Origin of the sequence: Paraburkholderia sp. J11-2, assembly GCF_905220185.1 — a bacterium.
Taxonomy (GTDB): Bacteria; Pseudomonadota; Gammaproteobacteria; order Burkholderiales; family Burkholderiaceae; genus Paraburkholderia.
Genome location: NZ_CAJMYY010000018.1, coordinates 52,476 through 77,467, shown reverse-complemented (window position 1 = coordinate 77,467; position 24,992 = coordinate 52,476). Strand labels below are relative to the sequence as shown.

The following is a 24,992-nucleotide window of genomic DNA, read 5'->3' as shown; positions in this document are numbered from 1 at the left end:
CTTGGGTGCCTTGCTTCCTGCAAGGCTCCGCCGCGATCAGATCAGTGGGTCATGGTCGCTTCCTGCTCGTCGCGCCCTGGGGTCGTTTCCCGTTACCGGGTCACTGGAACCAGTGCTCGCGTGCCTTCATGATCAACGCCTTGGCGGCGTCCTCTTCCATTCCCGTCATTTCGACCAGCTCGTCCACGGCCAGCTCGGCGAGCTCGTCGCGGGTGTGAACTTCATGCTGCGCCAGTTTCGCGAGCAGGTCCGGGTCGATACCGTCCAGACTCTTCAGGTCCAGCGCGGCGCTTTCCACCTTCTCCTCGTTCGCAATCGCCTGCGTGAGCAGTGCGTCGCGAGCGCGGTTGCGCAGCTCGTGCACGGTGTCCTCGTCGAACGCCTCGATTTCCAGCATTTCGTTGAGCGGCACGTAGGCGATCTCTTCGAGGCTCGTGAAGCCTTCGTCGATCAGGATGTCGGCGACTTCTTCATCCACGTCGAGACGCGCCATGAACAGGTCGCGCAGCACCGTGCGCTCCTGATTCTGCTTTTGCGCGGATTCGTCCGGCGTCATGATATTGATTTGCCAGCCGGTCAGCTCGCTGGCGAGACGCACGTTCTGGCCACTACGGCCAATCGCGACCGCGAGTTCGCTCTCGTCGACCACGACGTCCATCGAGTGCTTTTCCTCGTCGACGACGATCGACTGCACGGCAGCCGGCGCGAGCGCGCCGATCACGAACTGTGCGGGATCTTCCGACCATAGCACGATGTCGACGTTTTCGCCACCGAGCTCGTTGCGCACGGCCTGCACACGCGAGCCGCGGATGCCGACGCAGGTGCCGATCGGGTCGATGCGCTTGTCATAGGCCACCACGCCGATCTTGGCGCGCACGCCCGGATCACGCGCCGCCGCCTTGATCTCGAGGAGGCCCTGTTCGATTTCGGGCACTTCCATTTCGAACAGCTTCATCAGGAACTCGGGCGCCGTGCGCGAGAGTTCGATCTGCGGGCCGCGGGCGGTGCGGTCGACCTTGCCAATCCAGGCACGCACGCGGTCGCCCACGCGCAGGTTTTCCTTCGGAATCAGCTGGTCGCGGCGCAGCAGCGCTTCCACACGGCCGGATTCGACGATGAAGTTGCCCTTGTCCATGCGCTTGACCGTGCCGGTCATGATGCTTTCGCCGCGCTCGAGGAAGTCGTTCAGGATCTGCTCGCGCTCGGCGTCGCGCACCTTCTGCAGGATGACCTGCTTGGCGGCCTGCGCGCCGATACGGCCGAACTCGACCGAAGGCACCGGCTGCTCGACGAAACCGTCGATCTGCGCTTCCGGGTCCTGTTCGCGTGCTTCGAACAGCAGGATTTCCTGGTCCGGCTCCTGCAGGCCCGCCTCGTCCGGCACGACGCGCCAGCGACGGAACGTTTCGTGCTCGCCGCTTTCGCGATCGATATGCACGCGGATATCCGCATCCTCGTCGAAGAGTTTCTTGGAGGCCGACGCAAGCGCCGCTTCAAGGGCGGCGAACACCACGTCCTTGTCGACATTCTTCTCGCGTGCCAGCGCATCCACCAGCATCAACACTTCGCGACTCATTGTTTGCGGCTCCTAAAGTCAACTTTGGGGACAAGGCGTGCTTTGTCGATATCTGCGAGCGTGAAATCAAGCATCGCAGGACCCGCCTTCCCTTCGAATTCCAGACCGATGGATTCGCCTTCGGGAGCATGCACGATGCCCCGGTACGATTTCCGTCCGTCCAATGGCTTTTTCAACGTGATTACCGCTTCGCAGCCTGCGAAGCGTTCGAAGTCCGCCAGTTTTTTCAGCGGACGGTCGAGACCGGGCGACGAAACCTCGAGCCGCTCGTAGTCGATGTTCTCGACCGTCAGAACGTGCTGCAGCTGACGCGTGACCTTCTCGCAGTCCTCGATCGCGATCCCCGCGGGCTGATCGATGAAGATAGTCAGCATGCCGCGCCCGGTGCGCTCGAGGTCGACCAGCTCGTAACCGAGCCCGGTGACCGTGGTTTCAATCAGTTCCGTCAGTTGCACAATGCCCACTCCAGATGTTCTGCGCAGCGGGCCAGCAACTTCCTTCGCTCTAATTCTTGCTTCGCTAGGGATTCGCGGGCCGCGCGCCAGGTGAGCGCGCGCGCTTCTCACCTACTTGCCCCACGATGACGAACGACCCGGCGCATGGTTCGGATAACCCCCAAATTGACAATGCCGAACGTGAAACGTCGGCATCTGTTGGTAACCAATTGGGGCGAACCAAAAAAAAATGGGCGAAACGCCCATCTTCTCACTTAGCCAGGTGGTCGCACCTGGGGCGCGAATTACAGCACGTAAAAGAGCCGCACGCCCAGCGACTTTGTGATTCTAGCCTTTTTTGCACATTAACGCAAACCCACGGTCAAGCCAGAGGCGCCTTTTGCCGTTATTTACGGGCTCGCAAGGGGGATTTGCCGGCGTTTTACGCATTAACCGCGCACAACTGAAAAGGCAGCGACTGCGCATACCGCACGCATCGCGGCCGTTGCATGGCCGCGACGCCCACCGCCTGGCGCGGCCGGGCGTCGCATGCCTCGCGAATTAATGGCCGCGTGTGCGGTTGCGCGGCGTGCCGCGCTGGCCGCCACGGTTGTTGCCGCCCGTGCGGTTGCCGTTGGGATTGGCATTGCCGCCGTTGCCCGGGCCGCTGCGGCGATTGCCGTTGGCGTTGGCGCTGCCGCCCGCACGCTTGCCCGCCGCGCCCGGAGCACGGTTGCCGTCGACGTCGCGGCCGCCCGCGCGGTTGCCGCCACGGCCGCCGAAACCGGAGCCCGCGCCGAAGTTGCCGTGACCGGTACCTGCGCCGCCGCCAAAGCCGCCCGTCGCGCCGCGCCGTCCCTGGCCCTGACGCGGCTGCCCCATTGCACCGTGCGAGCTCAGCACCGGCTCGCGGTTGATGAAGCCCATGGACGTCTGCATCGGATCCGGCTGGCGACGTTCCTGCTCCTTGCCGCCACGACCGCCCTTCTCTTCGCTCGGGGCCTTCAGGCCGACCGCCGCCATCAGCGCGCGCACCTGGTTGTCTTCGAGCTCTTCCCAGCGACCGCGCTTGAGGCCCTTGGGCAGCGCGATCGGGCCGTGACGCGTGCGGATCAGGCGGCTCACCATCAGGCCGGCCGCCTCGAACATACGCCGCACTTCGCGGTTACGGCCTTCGGCCAGCGCAACGTGGTACCAGTGATTCGTGCCTTCGCCGCCGCCATCGCGAATGCGCAGGAAGCTTGCCGGGCCGTCCTCGAGTTCGACGCCCTTGAGCAGTTTCTGGCGCATCCCCTCGCTCAGTTCGCCGACCACACGTACTGCGTACTCGCGCTCCACGCTGTAGCGCGGGTGCATGAAGCGGTTCGCCAGATCGCCCGAGGTCGTCAGCATCAGCAGACCTTCGGTGTTGAAGTCCAGACGGCCGACAGCAAGCCATTTCGCCGTCTTCATCGGCGGCAGGCGGTCGAACACCGACGGGCGGCCTTCCGGATCGGCGTGGCTCACGATTTCGCCAGTCGGCTTGTGATAGATCAGCACGCGCGGCGGCTTGTTCTGCAGCTTGCGCTTGATAGGCTTGCCGTTGATGCGGACCTGGTCGGTCGGCAGGATGCGCTGGCCGATGTGCGCCGGCTCGCCGTTCACCGAGACGCGCCCGGCAATGATCAGCTCTTCCATGTCGCGGCGCGAGCCCATGCCCGCGTCCGCCAGCACTTTGTGCAGCTTCGGCGCGTCGTCGTCGGGGCTCAGCACGCGCTTGGGCTGCTGGGCTCGGCCGCGGCGCAGCATCGGTGCGCGCACGCCCGAACCGGCGCCGTTGTCGGCGTCGAACGCCGGCGAAGTCACATAGAGGAACAGATCGTCCGGTGTGGACTCGCCCGTGGCGGCAGCCGGCTGGCCTTCGGTGCGGCCCTGGCCCTTCTGGCGCTTGCCCGCGCCTTGCTGACGCTCGGCCTGACGCTCGCCTTGACGCTCGCCCCGGCCGGCGCCACCGGCGTTCTGGCCGCGGCCCGCCTTCTTCGCGCCGCCTTCCTTGCGCGGCGCGCGCCCGGCGGGAGCGCGCTCAGCTGTCGCTTGCGGCGGCTCGGCGTCAGGCGCTGCGGACACGTCGGCGCCCTCCGCGCCTTCAGCGGCCTTCGCCTTCGCGCCTGCTCGGCGGCGCGCGATCAGGCTGCGCGGCCCGCGGCGCAGACCACGGCGCGGACGATCTTCGCCCTCGCCGCCCTGTGCTTCGCCTTCGACCTGCGAAGCGCGCGTGTCATCGTCGCGCGCGGAGGACGCGCGGCGAGCGGATTCGGACGCGTCGGTCGAATCGGTGTCGTGGATATCAGTCAAAACAACCTCAAAATGTCAGGTTGCGCGCCCGCTTGCGGGGCGCGTCAAAAATGCTTGTTGCTTCAGATGCCGCGTCGTGCGGCTTCGTCGTCCGTCGTCGAGACGGGGTCGTCCTGCGCCGCGTCGCGGCGGTCTTCGTGTTCTTCTTCGCCCGCCGCATCTGCTGCGTGCGCGGCATCCTGCACGTGAGCATCCGGGATTGACCCGTGCTGCGCGAGGCTTGTTTCGCCATGTCCCGCGTCGCCCGAGGCGTCGGCTGCGTACGCAACGTTTGCGCCTGCCACCTCGTGCGCAGCTTGCGTTTCGTGCGTTTCGCCCCCGGCTACTGTCGTCGCTCCCGCATCTTCCGCGCCTGCGGCGTCAGCGTCGGCCGCCTCGGGCTGACCTTCCGCGACGAACTGCGCTGCGGCGCTATCGGGAAACTCGATCGCGTGCTGGGCAAGCAGTTGCTCGCCGAACTGGCTCGACGGATCGTCGAGCGGCGGCAGCTCGTCGAGCGACTTCAGTCCGAGATCGTCGAGAAACTCCCGCGTCGTTGCATAGAGCGCCGGACGTCCCGGCACGTCACGATGACCGATCACTTCGATCCAGTTACGGTCCTCGAGCTGTTTGACGACCTGCGTATTGACCGTGACGCCACGAATTTCCTCGATGTCGCCGCGCGTGACCGGCTGCCGGTACGCGATGATCGCGAGCGTTTCGAGGACCGCGCGCGAATAGCGCGGCGGCTTTTCGGGGTGCAACCGGTCAAGGTACGTCCGCATGGCCGGCTTGCTCTGAAAGCGCCAGCCCGACGCGAGCCCCACCAGCTCGACGCCGCGCCCGGACCATTCATGCCGCAGGTCTTCGAGCAGGTTGCGGACCGTGTCGGCCGAAATGTCGTCGGCAAACAGTTTGCGCAGTTCGCCGATCTTCAACGGCTCCTGCGTGCAGATCAATGCAGTCTCGAGGACGATTTTCGCCTCTTGGGTATTCATGCAGCCAGGTCAGACCCTAAGTAAGGTAAATCAGGTTCAAGGAACCGGATCAGACAGACGAAAGACGATATGGAACTGGAGACGCGCTCGCCCGATTCTGATCGGTCATATTGATGGGAGCACGCACCGGGGGGCCGAAATTCAGGCAAAGAGCCAGACCCAGCCGGAGGGAGCCGCGAATTTCCCGCAGGGAATCGCTTGACTGAGCGCCATATTACGCAAAAACGCTGGGTGCGTAAAGACGCCATTCCGCATGAGCGGCCTCATTTTAACCGGGGCCGGGCCGCTGCCTTGCGCTCCCTCGCGCGACACCGGCCCGGCGCGCTCCCGCGCTACGGCTCAATGCGCTCCCACCGCCTCCAGGTAACGCGCGAGGCGCTCGACGCCCGCGTCGAGCCGCGCCGGATCGCACGCGTAGCACCAGCGCACGAAGCCTTCGCCTTGTGGGCCGAACGCGCTGCCCGGCGCGAGTCCGAGGCCCGCGTCGCGCACCAGCGCCTTGCACAGCTCGAGGCTGTTCTGCGCGCCCGCCAGCCGGAAAAACAGGTACATCGCGCCGTGCGGCACTTTCACATCGACGCCAGGCAGCTTGGCAAGCGCCGCGGCGAGGTGGTCGCGCGAGGCGCGCAGATCGGCCACGAGCGCACGCGTGAACGGCTCGCCGTGCTCGACCGCGGCAATGCCCGCCTGCTGCACGAACGAAGGTGCGCACGAGGTGTTGTACTCGACCAGCTTGCCGAGATCGTCGGTCAAGGTGCGCGGCACGACCATCCAGCCGAGCCGCCAGCCGGTCATGAGCCAGGCCTTCGAGAACGAATTCACGCAGATCAGCCGCTCTTCTCGCGACGCGATGTCAAGGAACGAGGGCGCGGTGCGCTCATTCGCGTCGCCGTAATAAAGGCGCTCGTAGACCTCGTCGGCGACGATCCAGATGCCGAGGCGTCGGCAATGCTCGAGCACCGCGCGCTGTTGTTCGCGCGTCATCACCCAGCCCGTCGGGTTGTTCGGCGAGTTGATCATGAGCATGCGCGTGTCGGGCGTGAGCGCCGCCAGCAGCCGGTCGAGATCGAGCGTCCAGCCGTGCTCGCCGTAGCCGAGCGAGACCGTCTCGACCGTGGCGCCAAGAATCTTCGGAATTTCGACGAGGTTCGGCCACAGCGGGGTCACTGCCACCACCCGATCGCCCGCGCCCACGACGAGTTGCGCCGCCAGCATCAGCGCATTGACGCCGGCGCTCGTCACCGCGAGGTTGTCCACCGGCGTTGCGCCGTGCAGTTCGCTCACGTAGCGCGCGAGCGATTCGCGCAGCGGCGCGATACCGAGGTTGTGCGTGTAAAACGTGTCGCCGCGCCCGAGCGCCTCGGCAGCCGCCTCGCGGATGAACGGCGGCGTCACGCGGTCGGACTCGCCGAACCAGAACGGCAGCACGTCGGGAACGCCGAACCCGGCGTTCGCCACTTCGCGGATCTGCGACGAGCGCAACGCACGCACCGCTTCGCGCGGCAGGGAGACGGAGGACGACGGATCGAGATCGCTCATCGGAGGTTCGGGCTTGCAGAATGTGGGAAAACGTGAAGTGTAGCGCGCGGCCGGGCGCCGTGCGGTCCGCGCCCGCAAGCGCCGGCGCGGTGGTCTCAGTGCTGCGCTTCGGGCTGTCCGGCCAGTTGACGGATCAGCGTCCACACCGCCTCGGCGGCCGGCGAAAGCGAGCGGTCGCGCCGCCGCACCAGCTCGACGGTGCGCTCTGCGCGCGGCACAAGCGGGCGCGCGAGCAAGGGCGCGCCCGCCGGAACGGGCAGCGCGAGCCAGGGCAGCACGCTGATGCCCACGCCCGCCTCGACAAGGCCGAATACCGTGGCGGGGTGGCCCAGCTCCTGCACCACCCGGGCGCGCACGCCCTGCTCGCTCATCACGGCGTCGATCAGCGGGCGGCTGCCCGAGGCGTAGTCGAGCATCACGAGGCGTTCGCCGTCCAGTTCCTTCCACGAGACTTCCTGGCTTAGCGCGAGCGCGTGATCGCCGCGCACGACCACACAGAACGAGTCCGTAGTCAGACACTCCGTTTCCAGATCTTCAGCGACAAAGGGCCCGATGATGACGCCGAAGTCCACCTCGCCCGAGCGGATCTTGCGGACGACGTCGCTCTGCACGTCGTCGCGCAATCCAAGCGTAATGTAAGGAAACTGCCGCCCGCACGCGGCCACGACCTGCGGCATCAAGCGGCACGCGACCGTCGGGCTCGCCGCCACGACGACGCGGCCGCGCCGCTGCTCGCCAATCTCGCGAATTTCGCGCAAGGCGTCGTCCAGATCGTTGAGCAACCGTGGAATGCTCGCGATCAGGTTCGCGCCCACATCCGTGAGCTGCACCTCGCGCGTGGTCCGATCGACGAGCTTCACGCCAATCTCGGCTTCGAGCTCGCGCACGCAACGGCTCACCGCCGACTGCGTGAGCCCGATTTCGTCCCCTGCCCGGCTAAAGCTCTGCAGCCGGGCAACCTCGATGAACACTCGCAACTGCCGCAGCGTCACATTCATCCACTCGCCTCATGAATTGTTCGTTTTCATGCAATTTTATGTCGGCTGCGCACTGTTACGGGTAACAACATGACGCCCCCGACTATTCGCCGCAGTGCAGCAATACGGCGCAAACGCACGGTGGACGGGCCTGCTTGCACAAGATTGGTGATTCTCCCGATTTCTTCGATAAGTGTTTTCGAGTCTTATACGCCCCTGGCAATCTCCCGCGCGGGCTTGGCGCCACGCGGCTTCAAGACGAGAACGTACGTGCTGGCACGGTTTTCGCATTAAGGCACGCACAGGTTCGATGGATGTACCGGAAGCATGCAGTCCGGGACGATCCAGCCGGGCCCGCCTGGTACTCCGGCATCCGGCCGGGAGTACATGAAGAGTGCGCAGCGCGGGGCAGCGCACCGGAGATAGCTTCGCTGAGGTGAAACATGATGCTGTTCGACGATTTGAGAGACAACGAATGGGCGCTGGTCGAGGCGTTGTTCTGTGCTGAACCGGCACGGAGCGAACGGCGCGGACGGCCTCGCGTCGAAGCGCGTGCTGTGGTCAACGCGGTGCTCTGGGTGCTTTCGACGGGTGAAGGCTGGTCCAAGCTGCCGGGCCGCTACCCCTCGCCGCCGACTTGCCGCCGCCGTTTCGACGAGTGGCAGGCAGACGGTACGCTGGCGGAAATCGTCAAGCGACTGAGCACGAACGGCCGCGAAATTTCGCTGCGCGGCCGTATCGGCGCCACGGCGACCAAGCCGCCCGCACCGCCGAGCCGCGATCGCCTGCGTGGCGCGTTCTGGACCAACCCGGAATCGTGGCGCGCACCGGTCAAGATGGCCTGAGCCACGCTTCACTTGCTTTCCCGCCGGGTGCCTCATGCACCCGGCGTGTTTTTCTCCCACCCCTGGCGCACGTCGCGGCCGTCGCAGACCGTTTTCCGGTCCTGGGCCAAAACCGCCGCGCCTGCACGGCTCAACCAGACTGCGTTGAGCATCGCTGCGTCCGCAACAAAGCGATAGGCACCGCGCGATACATCTCTTTACCAATATTTACAGCGCGCTTTCGCTTCCGACGTTAGCTTAGGACCATGTCCATTAACGTCAAGAAACCGGATTGACGGGGAACCACCATGAAATCCATGAACCTGCACATCCGGGGCATCATGGTTTCGCTGTCCGCGCTCGCCCCCCTCGCCCTCTTTGCCCTGTTCGCGCCAACGGCGTCGTTCGTGTCGTTCAGCGTCGCTGCGCAACCGCCGCATGCCTCGGCACCGCCATGGCCGGTGTCGCGCACCGGCGCCCACGCCCAGCCGCCCGCAGCGCCTGGTCCGAACGCGGGCAAGCCGCCGGTGCCTCGTGGCGATTTACGCGGCGACATTGCGGACAATGCCCGCCGCAGCGCGCCACAGAGGCAGGAACCGACGCGGCGGCAGTGAGCCGGCTAGCGAAACACCATTGAGGGAACCGTAGGGACGACCGCCGGGACCGACGGGACCGATGAAAGAGCATCGGCGATCACGGAAGGCGGCAAGACCGCCCTGGAACGCCGCGGCTCAGCATATACCCTGCCCCGGGGAACCACCGCGCCTGACCTGCGGTCTACCTTTATGCCATCAAGCACAGCGTGGCAGCAGTAATTCCGGTAAGCCCGTATCTTTCGATGCGGGCTTTTTTTTGGCGGGACGAAGAAGGTAGAGTACTTACTGGCTGGCTTCGAGGCCGGATTGGGGCACGCGCTGCGCGACGTAGTCGGCCACGCGATGCGCGCTCCACTGTAGCGTGCGCTCGTCGCGTGCGAGCCGGGCGAATTCGGCGCGGCCGCGATCGGTGAGCACCGCGATATCGACCGGCGCATGGAAGCCCGGCGCCGGCGCAACCGTGCGTTGCCGGACGATGTCCATCATGCCGAGATCGCGCAAATACTGGAACACTTCAGGACGACGCGCCCACGGAACCTGCCGATACTGCACCCGCCGTAGCGCTTCGAGTACTGCTTCGTTGGAATACGTGGTCATCTCACTTCTTTCTTAAAATGCAGTCCTGCGATCATTGAGCCTCGCGCGAACCGGCAGCGGCGCAATGCGGACCTGAGAACGGCGCAGTCTGTGCCCTGGCGGGCCCACGCGCCCATCCGCGCGCTGAGCAGCGGCAGGGACTGCAGGTTATCCGGGCCCCCGTGAAAGCGGCTTCACCGCTTCCCGCACGGCCAACGCCGCGCCACGTTCGCGGCGCAAAGGTCGGTTGGACGCGCATTTTCCCGAAAACAATACGTTACCTCATCCAAATTGATTCTAATCGTTTTGTTTGCGCTATTTATTGCGCTCGGCCTGCTGTGGCGCAACGCGCGCTGGCGTGTCGCAGCCTGCGGGGCACTGGTCTTCTGGTTGCTCGCCACCGGCTGGCTCACCGGGGTGCTGCTCGATGTTGCGCAGCCGGCGTTATATCGCACTCCCTACGATCAGGCGAAAATCGGCCCGGCGCGCTTCGGTGCGCGCACCGCCATCATCATGCTGGGCGGCGGCACCGAATCCCGCGATGGCCAACTGGTCCCCGCCCGCGACGTGTACGCACGCATTGCCCTTGCCGCCGAACTGCACGCGCTGTGCGCGCGCGCGGGCGGCACATGCCGCGTGATCGTGAGTGGCGGCAACCCGGAGCACCATGCGAGCGCCGAGGCCGACAACTACGCGCCCTATCTGCTGCGCGCCGGTGTGCCGGGCACCGATCTCGTGCTCGAAAACCAGAGCCTCACGACTTATCAGAACGCGCGCAACGTCGCGCCCATCGTCCGTGCCGGCAACGATGAAACGCTCCTGCTCGTGACGTCGTCGTACCAGATGCGCCGCGCGATGCTCGATTTCCAGCGTTTCGACATGAATCCGTTGCCCGCGGTATCCAACGTGCGCCGCGTCGAGCGCGGGCTGCTTCCGCGCGTGGCCAATCTCAAGTCCGCCGAAACGGCGCTCCACGAATCGATTGGGGTTGTCCAGTTTTATGTGTATCGGATGATCGGCTGGTTCTAGTATGACCTTATCGCGGCGCCAGATGTAACGAGATGTAACTCCCGCGCGAACGGGTTACGCGATGTCATCTGGAGCGAGTATTTGATCGTTAGAATGGCATGTCCATCCTGCTTGGACAGGTACCGGCTGGGTCCATAAACCGCTCCTTCGGAGGTAGAGATGAAAAAAGTGTCCCTCGCAGTCCTGATTTCACTTTCCGCACTGGCGGGCGCTGCGCATGCGCAGTCGGATAACGGCATCACGATGAGCACCGATCCGGCCAGAGCCGACGACGTCCTGCAACGCGCCCAGGCCCTGCAGCAGCAACAGGAAGCCGCACCCGCGCCGGCACCCATGACGCATCACAAGCCGGGGCACCCGCATCACAAGAAGGCCCCCGCCCAGTAAGAACAGGGAAGGCCAGACGGCGCGCAGCCCAGCGCAAGCGGGCAGCGCCTTCCCGGGAATGAAGCCGATGCCGGTCTTGCCGTCATCGGCTTTTTTATTCGCGGCGCCACCTGCCGCGTTTGCGGTGTCGTGCGCATCGCCGCCGCCACGGCGCGCGGGCGCGGTATGCTAAAGTCGCGCACCTCGAAAACGCCCCGGTCGGCGTAGACCCAACCTTTTGTGCGCGCCACGCGCGGAGAAACACAATGAGCAACATCCAGCTCGACATCGAATGGACCGAAGCGGCCTCACGCAAGATCGAAAAACTGATGCCGCGCGGCGGCAACCAGGACGCGTATCTCGCGCTGCCCCCCATCGAATGCCTGCCGATGGAAGGCGACGTGCTGTTCCTCGGGCCGGCCGGCAAGCAGCAGCCGTTCATCGTCGCCGAACGCCAATACCATCACGAAGGCGACGCGGACTGGACCATCATCCTGATTCTCGACGTGCCCGACACCGCGCACTGAGCGGCAAATCGGACCGCCGGCAGGCGGTACGCAAGGCGCTCGCACCCGAAGCGGGCGCCCTCTTTCGACTCTCCCCACGCTCCATCGGCACGCATCGCGTCGCCATCCCAGGCACGACTTGTGCGCGCAGTTTTTTCCGATAGTCCGTACACTTGACGACAGGCCCCGCCGGTTACCGCCGTCGGACGCGCGCCTGCGAAAAAGCGGCAGTCGCGCGACCCACGAGCCTGCGGGTTCGAACGCTCACGAACCGCGCGCGTCGCCGCGCGTCCCGAGCCATGCCGAACGATCCGTCGAACGCAAAGGCGGCTGCCGCCGCCAGTCTGCTCGCCCAGCTCCAGCCGCGCGCTGCCGGCTGGGGCGCGCAATGGCACGCGCGGCAGCATGGTTACGCGCTCGACAGCGCCTTCCAGCCCGTGCTCTCGATCACGCATCAGCGCGTGGTCGGCTATGAGGCGTTGCTGCGCGTGACCGACGAATCGAGCCACCCCGTCGCCCCAGCGGATCTGTTCGCATCGGTGGAAGGCGCCGAAGCGCAGCAGCTCGACGAACTCGCCCGCTGCCTGCACCTCGCGAATTTCGTCGCGCAAGGCGTGGAGACCGGCTGGATCTTCCTGAACACGCTGCCGCGCAGCGCACGCGCCGCCGACCCCGCGCAAGCCGCAATCGACGGCTTGTGCCGGCACTTCGATTTCCCGCGCGAACGCGTGGTGATCGAGGTGCTCGAGCAGCGCGGCGGCGACGAGTACAGCTCCTTCGTCGACGAACGGCCGCCTGCCGGCCGACGCGATTTCCTCGTCGCGCTCGACGACTTCGGCGCGGGTTTCTCCAATTTCGATCGCGTCTGGCGCTATCGGCCCGACATCGTCAAGCTCGACCGCTCGCTCGTCACGCGCGCGACCCGCGGCGAGAGTCATGTGGCATTCATCTCGGAACTCGTCTCAATTCTTCATCACGCCGGCACAATGGTGCTTGCAGAAGGTGTCGAGACCGAGTCGCAGCTCATGGTATTGATGCAGGCCGATGTCGATCTCGTGCAGGGCTTCTGGTTCGGCGAGCCGCAAGCTTCGATTCCGGAAGCCGGCGCCGCCGCGGCCGCGCTGGCGCAGTCGATGTGGCGGCGCTTCGCCGACTACCAGCGCAGCACCGAGATCATCGAGCAGGTCAATTTCGGCGCGCTCTCACACACCATGCTGTGCGGCGCGCGCGTGCTCACGGGCGGCGGAACGCTCGAAGCGGCCGCCGAGGCCATTTTCGGCGACGGCGGCAGCCACGCGCAGCGCGTCTTCAGCGCAGACGAACATGGCGAGCAGCACGAGCCTTCGATTGCCATGCCCGGCGTCGGGCCGCCCGCGCGCCTCGCGCCTTTCTATCCCGACACCGACAGCAACTGGTCGCGCCGCGAGTACTTCCGGCGCGCGCTCGCCGCGCCCGGCCGGGTCGCGGTGATGGGTCCGCACTACTCGCTCAACGACGGCGAACTCTGCTACACGGCCGCCATCGCGCTCGACTATGGCGGCGCGACGCACGTGTTGTGCGCGGACTTTCCGCCCGAGCATGGGCCGCGCGAGCGGCCTTGGAGCGAGCGGGGTTAATGCGTGGCGAACCGGCAATGCACCGCATGGTCCTGGCAGCTATTCGGATACGCGCCGCCGCCCCGCCTTCAGCTCGCCGGTGCGCGCCTTGCTGTCGAGGCGGCGCAGCTTCGAGGCGCGCGTGGGGCGCGTCGCCACGCGTGCCTTGCGCGTGACGCTCACGCTGTCGACCAGTTCCTCGAGGCGCGCGAGCGCAGCCACCCGGTTCTGTTCCTGGGTGCGGTATTCCTGCGACTTGATCACCACGACGCCCTCAGTCGTGATCCGACGGTCGGCGAGCGCAAGCAGACGCATCTTGAGCACCTCGGGCAACGACGAGGCGCGGATGTCGAAACGCAGATGAATCGCACTCGACACCTTGTTCACGTTCTGGCCGCCCGCGCCCTGTGCGCGAACGGCGACGAGTTCGATTTCCTGCAACGGGATGGGCGCGCGTGCGGTCATGGGCGGAGAGAAGGTGAACACGCGGCAGTGTCGCACAGCGCGGCCAGGTTGACACAAGCGCGAAACGTACGCGCCATGAACCCAGCGCAAGCGCCAGGCCTCTGCCACGGGCATGCGACATGCAGCCACCCCGTCGGGCGCCTGCGCAGCCGGTTTGCTGCCGCGCGGCGCATGAACCATACTGGCGTCATTGCCTCCGCAGAACCTTCAGGAGCACGCACCCCATGAAGCTGCGTCCAGCATTCGTCGCCGAACTGGCGGTCAACCTGCTGCTTCCCTGGGTCGCCTATCGTCTCGCCGAGCCGCACTGGGGCGAAGTCGGCGGCCTCATTGCCTCGGCCGCGCCGCCGCTTGCCTGGAGCATCGTCGAACTGGTGCGCTTTCGGCGCGTGGATGCACTCTCGGCCGTCATACTGCTCGGCATCGTGCTCTCGCTCCTTGCCGTGGCGTTCGGCGGCAGTCCGCGTGTTCTGTTGATGCGCGAGTGCCTCGCCTCAGGCGCAATCGGCGCCGCGTTCCTGATCTCGCTACTGGCGAAGCGCCCGCTCGTGTTCTATCTCACGCGAGCGACGGTCGCGCGCGAGACTCGCGAGGGCGTCGCGCGGCTCGAACAGCTCTGGAACGAGAACGCAAGCTTCGTCTCGGCCATGCGGCTGCTTACGTTCATCTGGGGCTTCGGGCTATGTCTCGACTCCGCGCTGCGCACTTATCTGGCCGCCACCTGGCCAATCGAGCGCTTTCTCGTCGTCTCGCCGATCATCGGCTATGGCGTGTTCGGCGGCCTGATGGCCTGGACCTTCTGGTATCGCACGCGCATGCGGCGCATTCACGGCACGCACGGCCTGCTCGGCGACGCCGCCGCGACCACAAACACAACGTCGCTGAGCGTGGACTGAATGACACCCGGTCGGGCACGCATCGGCGGTCAGATCGTGCCCGAAATACGTTAGACTCAGCGCCACAGTCCGCGGCGTACCGTCCGCTCTCGAACTTCCCGGCAGTCGATGCGCTACTCCGTAGAAATCAGGAAATTCCTCTATAGCCAGTACTTTTACGGCGGCCTGCGCATCGCGATCGGCATCTCGCTTCCGGCCGTCCTGTGCCTGTTCGTCTTTCACAAGAGCGAGCTGGGCTTCACCATCTCGACCGGCGCGCTCGGCGCGTGCGTGGTCGACATGCCGGGACCGCTGAAATACAAGCGCAACGAAATGCTCGCGTGCAGCGTGATCGGGTTTCTCTCCGCTTACGCGACCGGCCTCGCCACCTTCAGTCCCATCGCGCTATGGGCCACGGTAGTCCCGCTCACCTTCGTGCTTTCGCTGATCGTGGTCTACGGCAACCGCTGGCCGCAGATCAGCTTCGCCACCCTCTTCATGATGGTGATGACGCTCGAAGAGCACTTCACGCCCCATCTCGCGCTCGTCAATGCGCTGTGGATCCTGCTGGGCGGCCTCTGGTACACGGCGTGGTCGACCTTGATCAGCCATCTGATGCTCGATCGCATCGAGCAGCAAGCGCTTGCCGAGAGCGTGTTCGCCTGCGCCGACTATCTGCTCGCGCGCGCCCAGTTCTTCGACCTCGACAACGATCTCGACGAGTGCTACCGCAACCTCGTCGCGAAGCAGATCGCCGCCGTCGAGCGCCAGGACGCGGCGCGCGACATCGTGCTGCGCAATCTGCCCAAACTCAGGGCCGGCAAGATCGATGCGCGGCGCGCCATGCACTTCAACCTGTTCATCAACACGGTCGATCTGCATGAGTTGTTCGTGGGCGCGCACACCGACTACCCGCTCGTGCGCAACACCTTCGGCGGCTCGGACCTGCTCGTGTTCTACCGCGACCTGATCCGCAAGGCCGCCGCCGATCTCGAAGACATCGGCCTCGCGGTGCTGCAAAACGAAGCGCCGCGCGCGAGCGTGAACGTGAAGGCCGAGCTGCGCGCCATCGAATACGAGCTCGAGCTGCTGAAAAAGCGCGACCTGGCCGCGACCGACCCGGAGGCCTACGCGGCAATCTCGGCGTCGTTCCGGCGCATCTGGAGCGCCACACGCCTGATCGACCGCATGCGCCGCAGTCTGGCGAGCGAGGTGCCGACGACCGAGACCGAGGTGCGCGTCGACGAGGCGCTCGCACGCTTCGTCACGAACCGTCGCGTGTCCTGGCTGCAGATTTTCTCGAATCTCACGATGGCCTCGCCGAGCTTTCGCCACGCGCTGCGCGTGACGATCGCCGTGGCGGTGGGGTTCTGGCTCGGGCGGCTATTGCCGCTCACCAACGCCTACTGGATCGTGATGACGAGCATCATCATTCTGAAGCCGGGCTATTCGCTCACGCGCCAGCGCAACGCGCAGCGTATCGTCGGCACGCTGATCGGCTGTCTCGCGAGCATTGCGCTGATCCTGCTCGTGAAGCAGCCGCTCGTGCTGCTCGTCTCGATGTTCGCGGCGATGGTGATGAGCTACAGCCTCCTGCTCTTCAACTACACGGCGAGCGTCGTGTTCACGTCGGCCTATGTGCTGCTGATGTTCCATCTGCTCGCGCCGGGCAGCATGCGCATCATCGGCGAGCGCGCGATCGACACGGTGGTGGGCTGCATGATCGCCATTGCCGCGAGCCATCTGTTCCCGTACTGGGAATACCGTCTGATGGGCAAGCTCGTGCACGACATGATCGCGGCGACACGCAGCTATCTCGAGGCAAGCTGGTGGTGGAGCGGACGCACCAGCGCGCCGCAGCCGGCGTTCGCGGGGGCCGCGGTGAGCGAGGCAGGCGCGCGCATGTCGGCCCATAAGCCGGCGTATGACGCGCCTGCGATGACGATTGCAGCGGACTCGGGCGGCGTGAGCGCAACGGCAAGCGCTTCTGCGAACGCAGCGAGCGTCGTTGACGAAGCGCTCGCCGCCGCGACCGTCAGCGATTCGCCTACGGCCGCCGCTGCCGGCTCGCCGGTGTCGGCGGTGGGCGCGAAAGCCACTGCGCAGTCCGCACAAACCACTTCGAGCGCAGCCGCGGCAGCGCCGTCGCTCGCGCGCGACTTCCGCTACCGCCTCGCGCGCAAGAACGTGCATGTGGCGTTTGCGAATCTCGGCCAGGCGTTCCAACGCATGATGCTCGAACCGAAGGCCGCGCAGAAGTTCGTGCCCGAGCTCAACGACCTGCTCGTGCGCAGCCACGTGCTCGCCTCGCAGATCACGGCCACCGCCCCGCTGCTGCGCAGCACGGCGCGCCCCGACCAGCCAGAGGTCAAACTCGATGCGCTCGAGCGCGCGCTTTCATCCGTGCGCGAAAACCTCGTCGCCGCCGAGGCGGGCGCGCCCGCGCCCCTCGATCAAACCGACATCACGAAGCAGCTCACGCGCGAGCTCGATACGATGGTGGTGGAAGCCGAGCGCTCGCTCGGCGCCACGGCGGAACTCGCGCAGGAGCTCAAGCTGCTCGCGCATCAATGCAAGCAGATGATCGCGGCGTCCTGGCTCATTCGCCGGGACGCGAGCATTATCCGGCTACCGGAGGAATAACAAGCGCTCGGCCCGGCGCGTCACTGCGTCGAGCCGCTGGCTTGCGAAGCGGCCGTGCTGGCGGACGCATGGGCCGCGCTGGCGCCCATGGTCTCTTCGTACTCGCGCTTGCTTTTCAGCGCATTGAACAGCACGGTGCCGATCACGAACACAACTACCGCTACGATGAGCACGGCAACGCCAAAGGTGGGGTTATTCTTGCGCGGTTCGTTCATCGGTCGTGCCCAGCCTCGAATTGGAATTGGATGACGGCAACGGGCATTCTACGCCGCCATGCCTTGCAGACGGCTTGCGCCACGAGGCATTGCGCGCCGCTATTTACCGCTACGCCCCACTGCGCACAGGCAGCGCCGTCGAGTACTTGAGCTGCTCCATCGCGAAGCTCGAACTCACATCGAATAGCGGCACGGCGCGAATGAGCTGCTTGTACACGCGGTCGAAATCGTCGATATCGGACACCACGATGCGCAGCAGGTAGTCGGTCTCCCCGCTCATGCGATACGCCTCGACGATCTCGGGAATCTCCTGCACGGCGCGCGTGAAGGTCTGCGCCCATGCCTCGGTGTGCTGGTTGGTGCGCACGGCGACGAACACCGTCGTCCCCACGCCGAGCTTGCGCGGGTCGCACAGCGCGACCTGCGCGCGGATCACCCCCGTTTCCTTCAGGCGCTGAACGCGCTTCCAGCACGGCGTTTGCGAAAGATTGACGCGCTGCGCCAATTCGGCAACCGGCATGGTCGCGTCCTGCTGCAGCAGCTCAACCAGCTTTCTGTCGATGAGATCCATTTCCGCACTCCCCGATGTGTAGAAATTTATTCTACACGATGGGTAAACGAGGGAAAAATAGGAAAACTCTTTCTAGGCGCGAACGGCTATAAATCTTCCTATAGGAAACGGAGGAAAAACACGCCATGAACGCCCCTGCCGAATTCGCCCTGCTGAGCGCCTTCCACACCGCGGAGCAGCACGCCGCGGCCGTCGCGCGCTTCACCGCCGCGCTCGATGCGGCCTTCGACGCCTGCGCCACCCCTGCCGACCCGTCGCGCTGCGCACGCTTCGCGCGCGGCATGCGCGCGGCGCTCACGCTTGCGCTCGGCGACCCGGCGCTCGTGACGAGCGCGCAGCGCGAAGGCAGCGCCGACAGGTACCAACGTCACGTCATCGCAACCGACAGCCGCGGCCGCTACACGGTGGCGGCGCTCGTCTGGCAGCCGGGCCAGGCAAGCCCGATCCACGCGCATCACACCTGGTGCGGCTACGCCGTGCTCGACGGCACGCTGACCGAAACGCTCTACAAGTGGGACGATGTGCGCCAGGGCGCCGAAGTGGTTCGCTCGCATCCGCGCGCAAGCGGCGCGGTCTCGTTCGGCGGACGCGGACGCACCAGCATCCACCGGCTGTCCAACGGCAGCGCTGCACAGGCCGTTTCGCTGCATGTCTACGGCGTCGCGGCCGAGCATATCGCCACGCAGGTCAACGACGTGCTGCCGCTCGCGTGTGAAACCGCGCTCGCGCGTTAAGGCGCGCGCCCCATATCCATCGAAGGCGCCATGGCGCGCTGCTGGATGCCCTCGTTGACCGGGGACTGCGCCGCATCCCGCCGGGCCGCTTCGAGAATGCGCTGGCGCGATTGTTCCGGGTTCAGCAGTACGAGACCGAGCGCGCCGCTCGCGAGCAGCAGCGCACCCACCACGATAAAACCGTGCTCGTAGCCGAGCGCCGGATTGCCATGATTGGCCTGCACGATGCCGCCCATCAGCGCCGGCGCGATCAGGCCGGCGAGCGTGCCGATCGAGCTGTTGATGCCGAGCAGCGCGCCGCGTTGCCTGACCGAGACGATATCGCTGATCATCAGCGGTCCGAACGAAAAGACGAGCTGGCTCAGCGCGCCGCCTATTGCGAGGCAGGCCACCTTGAGCGCGGGACTCAGGCCGCTCGATGTCGCGAGGAACAGCACGCCGCCGAGCATGGCGAAGCCGCTCACCATCGCGCCGCGCGCCAGACGCGAACTGACACCCTTGCGAATGAGCCGCTGCGAGACCCACGCGAGCAGCAGCGTCACCGGAATGAACGAGCCGACGATGCTCGAAAAGAGCCACCCAGTCACGATGGGCGCATAGCCCAGACCCAACCGCAGATAAACCGGAAACCACGTGAACGCGAGCGAAATGACGGCGTACTCGACGAAGTAGATGAAGAGCACGCCCATGAACGTGCGGTTGAGCAACAGGTGGCGATAGGCGATCGTTTCGCCCGCGCCGTCGTGCGCCACGCCCGTTGCGTGGCTCGCCGCGCCCACTGGGCCGTCGCGGCCGATCACGAGCCACAGCGCCGTCCACACGAGGCCGACGATCCCCAGCGCGAAGAACGCCATGTGCCAGTCGTAGCGCACGATGAGGTACGAAAGGATCGGCCCCGCGAGCATGAGGCCCGCACTCGCGCCCTGCTGCACGATGGTGTTAGGCACATTGCGGTGCGCATTGTCGAACCACTTGTAGCAGGCGTGCTGCGCGAGCGGAAACGCCGGGCCCTCGCCAACCCCGAGCAGCACGCGCGAGGCAATCAGCATGGGCAGCGTCACGCTCGCGGTCACGAGCGGAAACTGGACCGCGCTCCACACCACCGCCAGCAGCGCGAGCAGCCATTTGCTCTGCACGCGGTTCGCGACGAACCCGAAGCCGATGCCCGAGAGCGAGAACAGCAGGAAAAAACTGCTGCCGACCAGCCCGAATTCGCGCGGGCTGAGATTCAGGTCGCGCATCATCGGTACGGCCGCCAGGCCAAACACCGCTTTGTCGGCGAAATTGATCACCATGAACAGGAACAGCATGGCGACGATCAGCCACGCGCGTATCGATCCGCCTGATGCCTTTGCATTCATTGTCGTCTCCGTGTCATCGTTTTATATGAGCACCATGGCTTCAATCGGCCATCGCCGCTTCTAGCGCCGCAAGCGCCGCGTTGGCATCCGCGATCAGCGTGGCCATTTGCGCGGCGACCGTTGTGGGCGCATCGATTGCAAAGACGCTTTGTCCCGTCGCCTCGTAGATCAGGTCCGCGCGGTCGTACTCGTGCATCGCGCTGAAGTCGCCGCCCGTGAGCGCCTGCTGCTGCGGCATGGGCAGCGGCGCGGGCGCGTCGCTCGCCTGCCACGCGTCGATCCAGGCGCTGCGCACGACGCGGCACGGCTTGCCGCTGTGCGCGCGCGTGACGAGCGTGTCGTCGCTCCTCGCTTCGATGAGACGTTGCAGCAGCGCGGGCGGCGTGTGGTTCTCTCGCGCGGCGAGCCATAGCGTGCCGAGCCACGCCCCTTGCGCGCCCATTGCGAGCGAGGCGGCCACCTGCGCGCCGGTGCCGATGCCGCCTGCCGCGAGCACGGGCCGCCCCGCCGCCACGGCGACGATTTGCGGCACGAGCGAGAAGGTGCCGATCGGGCCGGTGTGACCGCCCGCGTCCGCGCCCTGCGCGACGAGCGCATCCACACCGAGCGCGAGCGCCTTCTGCGCATGGCGCGGCGAGCCGACGAGCGAGATCGTATACTTGCCCGCGGCTTTCGCGCGCGAGATCAGGTCGGGCCGGATGCCGATCGCCGTCGCCACGGCGCACGCCTTCGAAGCGAGCACGGCTTCGATCTGCGCGTTGAAAAGCGCCTCGCTGCGCACCTGCGTCGTGAAGAAGCTCGGCCGTGTGGGAGCGTCGAGCCCGAAGCGCTCGCGCAATGCCGCGACGAATTCGATGTGCGCAGGTGGCAGCGCAGCGCGCACGTTGCCGATATCGGCATGTTCAGGCACACCGGCGGGCAGCATCAGGTCGATGCCGTACGGCTTGCCTGCGAGTCTTCTCTCGACCTGGGCGATGATCGGCGCAATGTCGTCCGGCATCTCGCGCGCGAGACCCAGCACGCCAAAGCCGCCGGCTTCGGCGAGCGCGACGATCACATCGGGCGAATGCGAGAAACCGAAGACCGGATAGCGCGCGCCGAGTGCGCGGCAAATGGCAGTGGGACCGAGTCGAACCATGAGGCGTCTCCCGTGGGGCTCGTTGCGCCGCGCTTATTCGGCGCTCTGATGCAGCTGGTGATGGCGTACGTCGTGCAACGGCGCGCGCAGCGTCTGCTTCGCAATGTTGATCTCGTGGATTTGCGACGTGCCCTCGTAGAGCCGGAACAGGCGCACATCGCGGTAGAGCCGCTCGACGGGGTTATCGGCGATATAACCCGCGCCACCATAAACCTGCACCGCGCGATCGGCCACGCGTCCGCACATTTCCGATGCAAACAGCTTGCACATGGAAGCCGCCATCGTCACGTCCTCGCCACGGTCCCGTGCGCGGGCCGTCTGAAGCACGAGTGCGCGCGCCGCGTGAATATCGGTGTTGCTTTGCGCGATGAGCTGCTGCACGAGCTGAAATTCGGCGATCGGCTTGCCGAACTGTTCGCGCGCCTTCGCATGCGCAAGCATCTCGTCGAGCAGGCGGATCGCCGGCCCCACGCACAGCCCCGCCAGATTGATGCGCTGCTTGTTGAGCGCCTTCATTGCGCTCTTGAAGCCGCGCCCGGGCTCGCCGCCAAGCACGGCCGACGCGCTCACGCGGCAGTTCTGCAAATGCACTTCGCCCACGGGAGAACCCCGCTGCCCCATCATGCGATAGCCCTCGGAGGTCGTCAGTCCCGGTGTACCGCGTTCGATCAGGAATGCAGATAAGCCGCCTGCGCCGGGATCGTCCGCATTCGTGCGTGCGAACACGGTGAACAGATCGGCGATCGGCGCATTCGTGATGTAGCGCTTGCTGCCATCGAGTACGTAGTCGTTGCCGTCGCGGCGCGCCGTGGTGGTGAGCGCGGTGGCGTCGGAGCCCGCGTCGGGCTCGGTCAGCGCGAAACAGCCCGTGATTTCCCCGCTCGCGAGGCGCGGCAGGTAGCGCCGCTTCTGCTCTACGGTGCCGTCCGCGATGAGCGCCTCAGAACCAATGCCGGTATTGCCGCCGAAGCGCGCGCGGAAGGTGGGCGCGGCCTGGGAAACCACCATGTTCACGCACGCGAGTTCTTCCGTCGTGAGGCCCGCGCCGCCATACGCTTCAGGAATGCTATGGCCAAAAAGACCCAGTTCGCGCATGCGCGCGACGAGCGCTTCGGGCAGTACGTCGGTACGGTCGATCTGCGCCTCGAGCGGAATGCACTCTTCCTGCACGAAGCCATAAAGCTGCGTGAGCAGGCGGTTCAGGCGTGCGGCGTCGCGAATCATCGTGTCTCCATCCAGTTTGAGTTGAGTTCGTTTCCGGTGCGGTATCAGGGCGGGCCCGCCGCCGCGCTCGCATCCGTCACCCCGCATGCGCGCTCGATGCGCAGCGCCGCTTCGAGCAAGAGCGGCGCGACCGTGCGCTCGATCCAGTCGTCGGCGAGACGGCGGCTCACGATCGTGCAATTGAGCGCGATGCGTTCGTCGTCGGGCGGTTGGCGCACCGGCACAGCGATCGCGTGGATATCGCGAATCCAGTCGCCGCGGCTCAGCGTGTAGCCGCGCGACGCGAAGGCAGCCTGGTCGGCTTCCCACTGCGGCTGGTCGGCCGCATAGCGTTCGGGGTCGTCGAGGCGCAGGCGGTTCAGCACAGCCTGGCGCTCCTTCGCGCTTTCGGCGATGAGGAGCGCGCGCCCGATCGAGGTGGCCAGGAGCGGCCGCGTGCTGCCGATGTCGGGTTGCGCGCTGTTGTCGCGGCCCGGGCGGCAGCTATCGACATACACCACGCTGAGGCGGTCGCGCATGCCGAGGTTCACAGAGCAGCGCGTTTCGCGCGCGAGCTTTTCCATGTAAGGCCGCGCGATCTGCCGAATCTGCATGGCAGCGAGCATCGGATAGCCCAGTGTCAGCACGCCAGCGCCGAGCCGATAGCGCTGGTATTTTTCGCTGCGGTTCAAGTAGCCGAGCAGCGTCAGCGTGTAAGTGAGCCGCGAGATGGTGGCCTTGGGCAGCCCTGTGCGGTCGGCCAGTTCGCGGTTGCCGAGCATCGGCTCGGCCGGCGTGAACGCGCGCAGCACTTGCAGGCCGCGCGCGAGGTTGATCGCGAACTGGCGATCGGTCGATTCGGCGTCGGGCGGCGCGGGTAAAAGCGGCTCGCCGGCGTGTGACATTTGCGCGCCGCCCTCGCCACGCATGTGAGCGGCGTCGAGCCGGCTCGCGCGGCGCCGCGCGCTGCTGGAGGGCGCGGCGCGGCTTTCGGTAACGGATGGCGTAGGCGATTGCATCTGCGGAGTCTGGCGGCGAGACGGTTTGGAATGTGACGAACTCATGGTCGATAAACGCCTTCCGGGGGTCAAGAAATTCAGCATAGTGTTTCGCTCTGCGGTACGCCAGTTGAACGGAACCGGCGCTCTCGCCTAGTGTTGCGGGCAGACCATTCCCACTCGGCACGAGGAGACACGATGCTCGCGAACAGCACTCTCGCCACCGCCACTGGCGCACCGGAAGGCACGCCACAAGGCCAACAGGGCCCTCTCGCCGGCGTGCGCATTCTCGACCTCTCAACCGTCGTGGCCGGTCCGTTCGGCGCCACGCTGTGCGCCGATCTCGGCGCCGATGTCACGAAAATCGAACTGCCCGACGGCAGCGACGCGCTGCGCAAGCTACAGCCCGTCAAGGACGATATTTCGCTCTACTGGAAAGTGACGAACCGCGGCAAGCGCGGCATCACGCTCGATGTGCGCAAGGCCGAGGGGCGCGCGCTGCTGCTGCGGCTCGCGGCACAGGCGGATGTGCTCGTCGAGAACTTCCGCGCGGGCAAACTGGAGGAATGGGGCCTCGACTTCGAGACGCTGCACGCGGCCAATCCGCGCCTGGTCGTGCTGCGCCTGACCGGCTTCGGCCAGACCGGGCCGTACCGTCAACGCGGCGGCTTCGCGCGCATCTTCGAAGCCATGAGCGGCCTCACGCAACTGACCGGCGAAACGAACGGCGCGCCGCTGCACATGAATTTCCCGATGGGCGACACGGTCGCGGGCCTCTTCGCCGCCTTTTCGATTGCCGCGGAGATGGTGCGCATGCGCTCGGACCCGGCGGCGCGCGGCGTGGAAATCGATCTCTCGGCCACTGAGGCGCTCTTTCGCATGCTGGAGCCGCTCGCCGTGGAGCGTGAACAGCTTGGCCTCGTGCGCGGCCACCATGGCAACCGCGCGACCTATACCGCGCCCTCGAACATGTATCGCAGCGCCGACGGTGAGAGGTTCTCGCTCGTGGCGTCGTCGCAACCGATCTTCCGGCGACTGTGCGCGGCGCTAGAGCTTCACGACGTGCCCGACGATGCGCGCTTCGTCGACAACGTGAACCGCGTCGCGCATGCGGCGGAACTCGACGCGCGTCTCGAGAAGGCATTCGCGGCACTTCCCTTCGCACTGCTCACCGACCGCCTGACCGAAGCAGGCGTGCCGCACACGAAGATCTACACCATCGACGACATCGCCGCTGACCCGCATTTCATCGCGCGCGAGACGATCATCCGCCTGCCTGACGCGGATCTCGGTTCGGTGCCGGCGCCGTGCGTGGTGCCGCGCGTGAAGGGTCGGCCTGCCGGCGTGCCGCGCAGCGGCCCGGCGCTCGGCGAGCACAACGAGGCGGTGTATGGCGCATTGGGGCTGAGCGCCGAAGCGCTCGCGCAACTGCGGCGCGCCAAGGTGATTTGAGTTGGCCT

The 24,992-nt window shown here is 66.1% G+C and carries 23 protein-coding genes and 1 pseudogene; 10 read left to right on the top strand and 14 right to left on the bottom strand.

From position 1 onward, the window contains the following. Positions 1 to 100: 100 nt before the first annotated feature. The 6 genes from nusA to U5A57_RS24480 all read right to left on the bottom strand — a co-directional run bounded on the left by nusA (position 101) and on the right by U5A57_RS24480 (position 7,858). The gene (gene nusA, locus U5A57_RS24505; protein WP_069267875.1) at positions 101 to 1,576 is read right to left on the bottom strand and encodes a transcription termination factor NusA; all 1,476 of its coding nucleotides are present in this window, start codon (positions 1,574 to 1,576) and stop codon (positions 101 to 103) included. Next, complete coding sequence (rimP, locus tag U5A57_RS24500; RefSeq protein ID WP_028204813.1) at positions 1,573 to 2,031, bottom strand: ribosome maturation factor RimP; 459 nt, start codon at positions 2,029 to 2,031, stop codon at positions 1,573 to 1,575. The genes nusA and rimP overlap by 4 nt, the downstream gene beginning before the upstream one ends. A 540-nt stretch (positions 2,032 to 2,571) precedes the next feature. Further along, on the bottom strand, positions 2,572 to 4,344 hold the full coding sequence (gene rluB, locus U5A57_RS24495; protein WP_321914224.1) for a 23S rRNA pseudouridine(2605) synthase RluB: 1,773 nt from the start codon (positions 4,342 to 4,344) through the stop codon (positions 2,572 to 2,574). A gap of 62 nt (positions 4,345 to 4,406) precedes the next feature. Then, on the bottom strand, positions 4,407 to 5,321 hold the full coding sequence (scpB, locus tag U5A57_RS24490; RefSeq protein WP_321914223.1) for an SMC-Scp complex subunit ScpB: 915 nt from the start codon (positions 5,319 to 5,321) through the stop codon (positions 4,407 to 4,409). Between the two features lie 339 nt (positions 5,322 to 5,660). Then, a complete protein-coding gene (locus U5A57_RS24485; RefSeq protein ID WP_321914222.1) occupies positions 5,661 to 6,860 on the bottom strand; it encodes a pyridoxal phosphate-dependent aminotransferase in 1,200 nt (399 codons plus the stop codon). A gap of 95 nt (positions 6,861 to 6,955) precedes the next feature. Beyond that, positions 6,956 to 7,858, bottom strand: a complete 903-nt coding sequence (locus tag U5A57_RS24480) for a LysR family transcriptional regulator (protein ID WP_321914221.1) — start codon at positions 7,856 to 7,858, stop codon at positions 6,956 to 6,958. A 425-nt stretch (positions 7,859 to 8,283) separates the two neighbouring features. Between U5A57_RS24480 and U5A57_RS24475 the strand changes: the two are divergent. Then, positions 8,284 to 8,679 (top strand): annotated as a pseudogene (locus U5A57_RS24475) (transposase); the annotation flags it as partial. 290 nt (positions 8,680 to 8,969) lie between these two features. Then, on the top strand, positions 8,970 to 9,275 hold the full coding sequence (locus U5A57_RS24470; RefSeq protein ID WP_321914220.1) for a hypothetical protein: 306 nt from the start codon (positions 8,970 to 8,972) through the stop codon (positions 9,273 to 9,275). Between the two features lie 264 nt (positions 9,276 to 9,539). On the opposite strand, the gene U5A57_RS24465 is transcribed toward U5A57_RS24470, so the two are convergent. Then, positions 9,540 to 9,854 (bottom strand): hypothetical protein, encoded by a 315-nt coding sequence (locus U5A57_RS24465; RefSeq protein ID WP_321914219.1) that lies wholly within the window; start codon positions 9,852 to 9,854, stop codon positions 9,540 to 9,542. A gap of 285 nt (positions 9,855 to 10,139) precedes the next feature. Here U5A57_RS24465 and U5A57_RS24460 point away from each other — a divergent pair, with 285 nt between their 5' ends. The 4 genes from U5A57_RS24460 to U5A57_RS24445 all read left to right on the top strand — a co-directional run bounded on the left by U5A57_RS24460 (position 10,140) and on the right by U5A57_RS24445 (position 13,350). Next, complete coding sequence (locus U5A57_RS24460; RefSeq protein WP_321914218.1) at positions 10,140 to 10,862, top strand: YdcF family protein; 723 nt, start codon at positions 10,140 to 10,142, stop codon at positions 10,860 to 10,862. 159 nt (positions 10,863 to 11,021) lie between these two features. Then, on the top strand, positions 11,022 to 11,249 hold the full coding sequence (locus U5A57_RS24455) for a hypothetical protein (RefSeq protein WP_321914217.1): 228 nt from the start codon (positions 11,022 to 11,024) through the stop codon (positions 11,247 to 11,249). Between the two features lie 245 nt (positions 11,250 to 11,494). After that, positions 11,495 to 11,755 (top strand): DNA-binding protein, encoded by a 261-nt coding sequence (locus U5A57_RS24450; RefSeq protein ID WP_133184189.1) that lies wholly within the window; start codon positions 11,495 to 11,497, stop codon positions 11,753 to 11,755. A 278-nt stretch (positions 11,756 to 12,033) separates the two neighbouring features. Next, the gene (locus tag U5A57_RS24445; RefSeq protein WP_321914215.1) at positions 12,034 to 13,350 is read left to right on the top strand and encodes an EAL domain-containing protein; all 1,317 of its coding nucleotides are present in this window, start codon (positions 12,034 to 12,036) and stop codon (positions 13,348 to 13,350) included. A 39-nt stretch (positions 13,351 to 13,389) separates the two neighbouring features. On the opposite strand, the gene arfB is transcribed toward U5A57_RS24445, so the two are convergent. Beyond that, positions 13,390 to 13,794, bottom strand: coding sequence for an alternative ribosome rescue aminoacyl-tRNA hydrolase ArfB (gene arfB, locus U5A57_RS24440; RefSeq protein WP_321914320.1), 405 nt, complete (start codon positions 13,792 to 13,794; stop codon positions 13,390 to 13,392). A 224-nt stretch (positions 13,795 to 14,018) separates the two neighbouring features. On the opposite strand from arfB, the gene U5A57_RS24435 reads away from it, so the two are divergent. Together U5A57_RS24435 and U5A57_RS24430 are read left to right on the top strand one after the other, a co-directional pair. Beyond that, complete coding sequence (locus tag U5A57_RS24435; RefSeq protein ID WP_321914214.1) at positions 14,019 to 14,690, top strand: VC0807 family protein; 672 nt, start codon at positions 14,019 to 14,021, stop codon at positions 14,688 to 14,690. A 108-nt stretch (positions 14,691 to 14,798) separates the two neighbouring features. Then, the gene (locus tag U5A57_RS24430; protein ID WP_321914213.1) at positions 14,799 to 17,312 is read left to right on the top strand and encodes an FUSC family protein; all 2,514 of its coding nucleotides are present in this window, start codon (positions 14,799 to 14,801) and stop codon (positions 17,310 to 17,312) included. Positions 17,313 to 17,332: 20 nt separating this feature from the next. Here U5A57_RS24430 and U5A57_RS24425 read toward each other — a convergent pair whose 3' ends face one another. Together U5A57_RS24425 and U5A57_RS24420 are read right to left on the bottom strand one after the other, a co-directional pair. Continuing rightward, positions 17,333 to 17,527, bottom strand: coding sequence for a hypothetical protein (locus U5A57_RS24425; RefSeq protein ID WP_321914212.1), 195 nt, complete (start codon positions 17,525 to 17,527; stop codon positions 17,333 to 17,335). 109 nt (positions 17,528 to 17,636) lie between these two features. Next, complete coding sequence (locus U5A57_RS24420) at positions 17,637 to 18,098, bottom strand: Lrp/AsnC family transcriptional regulator (RefSeq protein WP_133184185.1); 462 nt, start codon at positions 18,096 to 18,098, stop codon at positions 17,637 to 17,639. A 125-nt stretch (positions 18,099 to 18,223) separates the two neighbouring features. On the opposite strand from U5A57_RS24420, the gene U5A57_RS24415 reads away from it, so the two are divergent. Beyond that, positions 18,224 to 18,832, top strand: coding sequence for a cysteine dioxygenase family protein (locus U5A57_RS24415; protein ID WP_321914211.1), 609 nt, complete (start codon positions 18,224 to 18,226; stop codon positions 18,830 to 18,832). Here the strand turns inward: U5A57_RS24415 and U5A57_RS24410 are convergent. Genes U5A57_RS24410 through U5A57_RS24395 form a run of 4 tightly spaced genes read right to left on the bottom strand, consistent with a single transcriptional unit; the run spans position 18,829 to position 23,439 of the window. Further along, positions 18,829 to 20,193 carry an MFS transporter gene (locus tag U5A57_RS24410; RefSeq protein WP_321914210.1) on the bottom strand — a complete coding sequence of 455 codons (1,365 nt, stop codon included), beginning with the start codon at positions 20,191 to 20,193 and terminating at the stop codon, positions 18,829 to 18,831. The genes U5A57_RS24415 and U5A57_RS24410 overlap by 4 nt on opposite strands. A gap of 40 nt (positions 20,194 to 20,233) precedes the next feature. Continuing rightward, positions 20,234 to 21,331, bottom strand: a complete 1,098-nt coding sequence (locus tag U5A57_RS24405; RefSeq protein WP_321914209.1) for a nitronate monooxygenase — start codon at positions 21,329 to 21,331, stop codon at positions 20,234 to 20,236. Between the two features lie 33 nt (positions 21,332 to 21,364). Further along, complete coding sequence (locus U5A57_RS24400; protein ID WP_321914208.1) at positions 21,365 to 22,555, bottom strand: acyl-CoA dehydrogenase family protein; 1,191 nt, start codon at positions 22,553 to 22,555, stop codon at positions 21,365 to 21,367. Between the two features lie 44 nt (positions 22,556 to 22,599). After that, entirely contained in the window at positions 22,600 to 23,439 is an 840-nt protein-coding gene (locus U5A57_RS24395) for an IclR family transcriptional regulator (protein WP_321914319.1), read from the bottom strand. Between the two features lie 291 nt (positions 23,440 to 23,730). Here U5A57_RS24395 and U5A57_RS24390 point away from each other — a divergent pair, with 291 nt between their 5' ends. Next, entirely contained in the window at positions 23,731 to 24,984 is a 1,254-nt protein-coding gene (locus U5A57_RS24390; RefSeq protein ID WP_321914207.1) for a CoA transferase, read from the top strand. The last annotated feature ends 8 nt before the right edge of the window (positions 24,985 to 24,992 follow it).

Excerpts from the sequence above, each read along its gene's own strand:
- U5A57_RS24420 (WP_133184185.1), bottom strand. The coding sequence starts at position 18,098 with ATGGATCTCATCGACAGAAAGCTGGTTGAGCTGCTGCAGCAGGACGCG.
- U5A57_RS24400 (WP_321914208.1), bottom strand. The coding sequence starts at position 22,555 with ATGATTCGCGACGCCGCACGCCTGAACCGCCTGCTCACGCAGCTTTAT.
- U5A57_RS24470 (WP_321914220.1), top strand. The coding sequence starts at position 8,970 with ATGAAATCCATGAACCTGCACATCCGGGGCATCATGGTTTCGCTGTCC.
- U5A57_RS24480 (WP_321914221.1), bottom strand. The coding sequence starts at position 7,858 with ATGAATGTGACGCTGCGGCAGTTGCGAGTGTTCATCGAGGTTGCCCGG.
- nusA (WP_069267875.1), bottom strand. The coding sequence starts at position 1,576 with ATGAGTCGCGAAGTGTTGATGCTGGTGGATGCGCTGGCACGCGAGAAG.
- U5A57_RS24405 (WP_321914209.1), bottom strand. The coding sequence starts at position 21,331 with ATGGTTCGACTCGGTCCCACTGCCATTTGCCGCGCACTCGGCGCGCGC.
- U5A57_RS24435 (WP_321914214.1), top strand. The coding sequence starts at position 14,019 with ATGAAGCTGCGTCCAGCATTCGTCGCCGAACTGGCGGTCAACCTGCTG.
- U5A57_RS24485 (WP_321914222.1), bottom strand. The coding sequence starts at position 6,860 with ATGAGCGATCTCGATCCGTCGTCCTCCGTCTCCCTGCCGCGCGAAGCG.
- U5A57_RS24390 (WP_321914207.1), top strand. The coding sequence starts at position 23,731 with ATGCTCGCGAACAGCACTCTCGCCACCGCCACTGGCGCACCGGAAGGC.
- scpB (WP_321914223.1), bottom strand. The coding sequence starts at position 5,321 with ATGAATACCCAAGAGGCGAAAATCGTCCTCGAGACTGCATTGATCTGC.
- U5A57_RS24415 (WP_321914211.1), top strand. The coding sequence starts at position 18,224 with ATGAACGCCCCTGCCGAATTCGCCCTGCTGAGCGCCTTCCACACCGCG.
- U5A57_RS24465 (WP_321914219.1), bottom strand. The coding sequence starts at position 9,854 with ATGACCACGTATTCCAACGAAGCAGTACTCGAAGCGCTACGGCGGGTG.
- U5A57_RS24450 (WP_133184189.1), top strand. The coding sequence starts at position 11,495 with ATGAGCAACATCCAGCTCGACATCGAATGGACCGAAGCGGCCTCACGC.
- U5A57_RS24395 (WP_321914319.1), bottom strand. The coding sequence starts at position 23,439 with ATGTCACACGCCGGCGAGCCGCTTTTACCCGCGCCGCCCGACGCCGAA.
- arfB (WP_321914320.1), bottom strand. The coding sequence starts at position 13,794 with ATGACCGCACGCGCGCCCATCCCGTTGCAGGAAATCGAACTCGTCGCC.
- U5A57_RS24455 (WP_321914217.1), top strand. The coding sequence starts at position 11,022 with ATGAAAAAAGTGTCCCTCGCAGTCCTGATTTCACTTTCCGCACTGGCG.
- U5A57_RS24445 (WP_321914215.1), top strand. The coding sequence starts at position 12,034 with ATGCCGAACGATCCGTCGAACGCAAAGGCGGCTGCCGCCGCCAGTCTG.
- U5A57_RS24425 (WP_321914212.1), bottom strand. The coding sequence starts at position 17,527 with ATGAACGAACCGCGCAAGAATAACCCCACCTTTGGCGTTGCCGTGCTC.
- U5A57_RS24430 (WP_321914213.1), top strand. The coding sequence starts at position 14,799 with ATGCGCTACTCCGTAGAAATCAGGAAATTCCTCTATAGCCAGTACTTT.
- U5A57_RS24410 (WP_321914210.1), bottom strand. The coding sequence starts at position 20,193 with ATGAATGCAAAGGCATCAGGCGGATCGATACGCGCGTGGCTGATCGTC.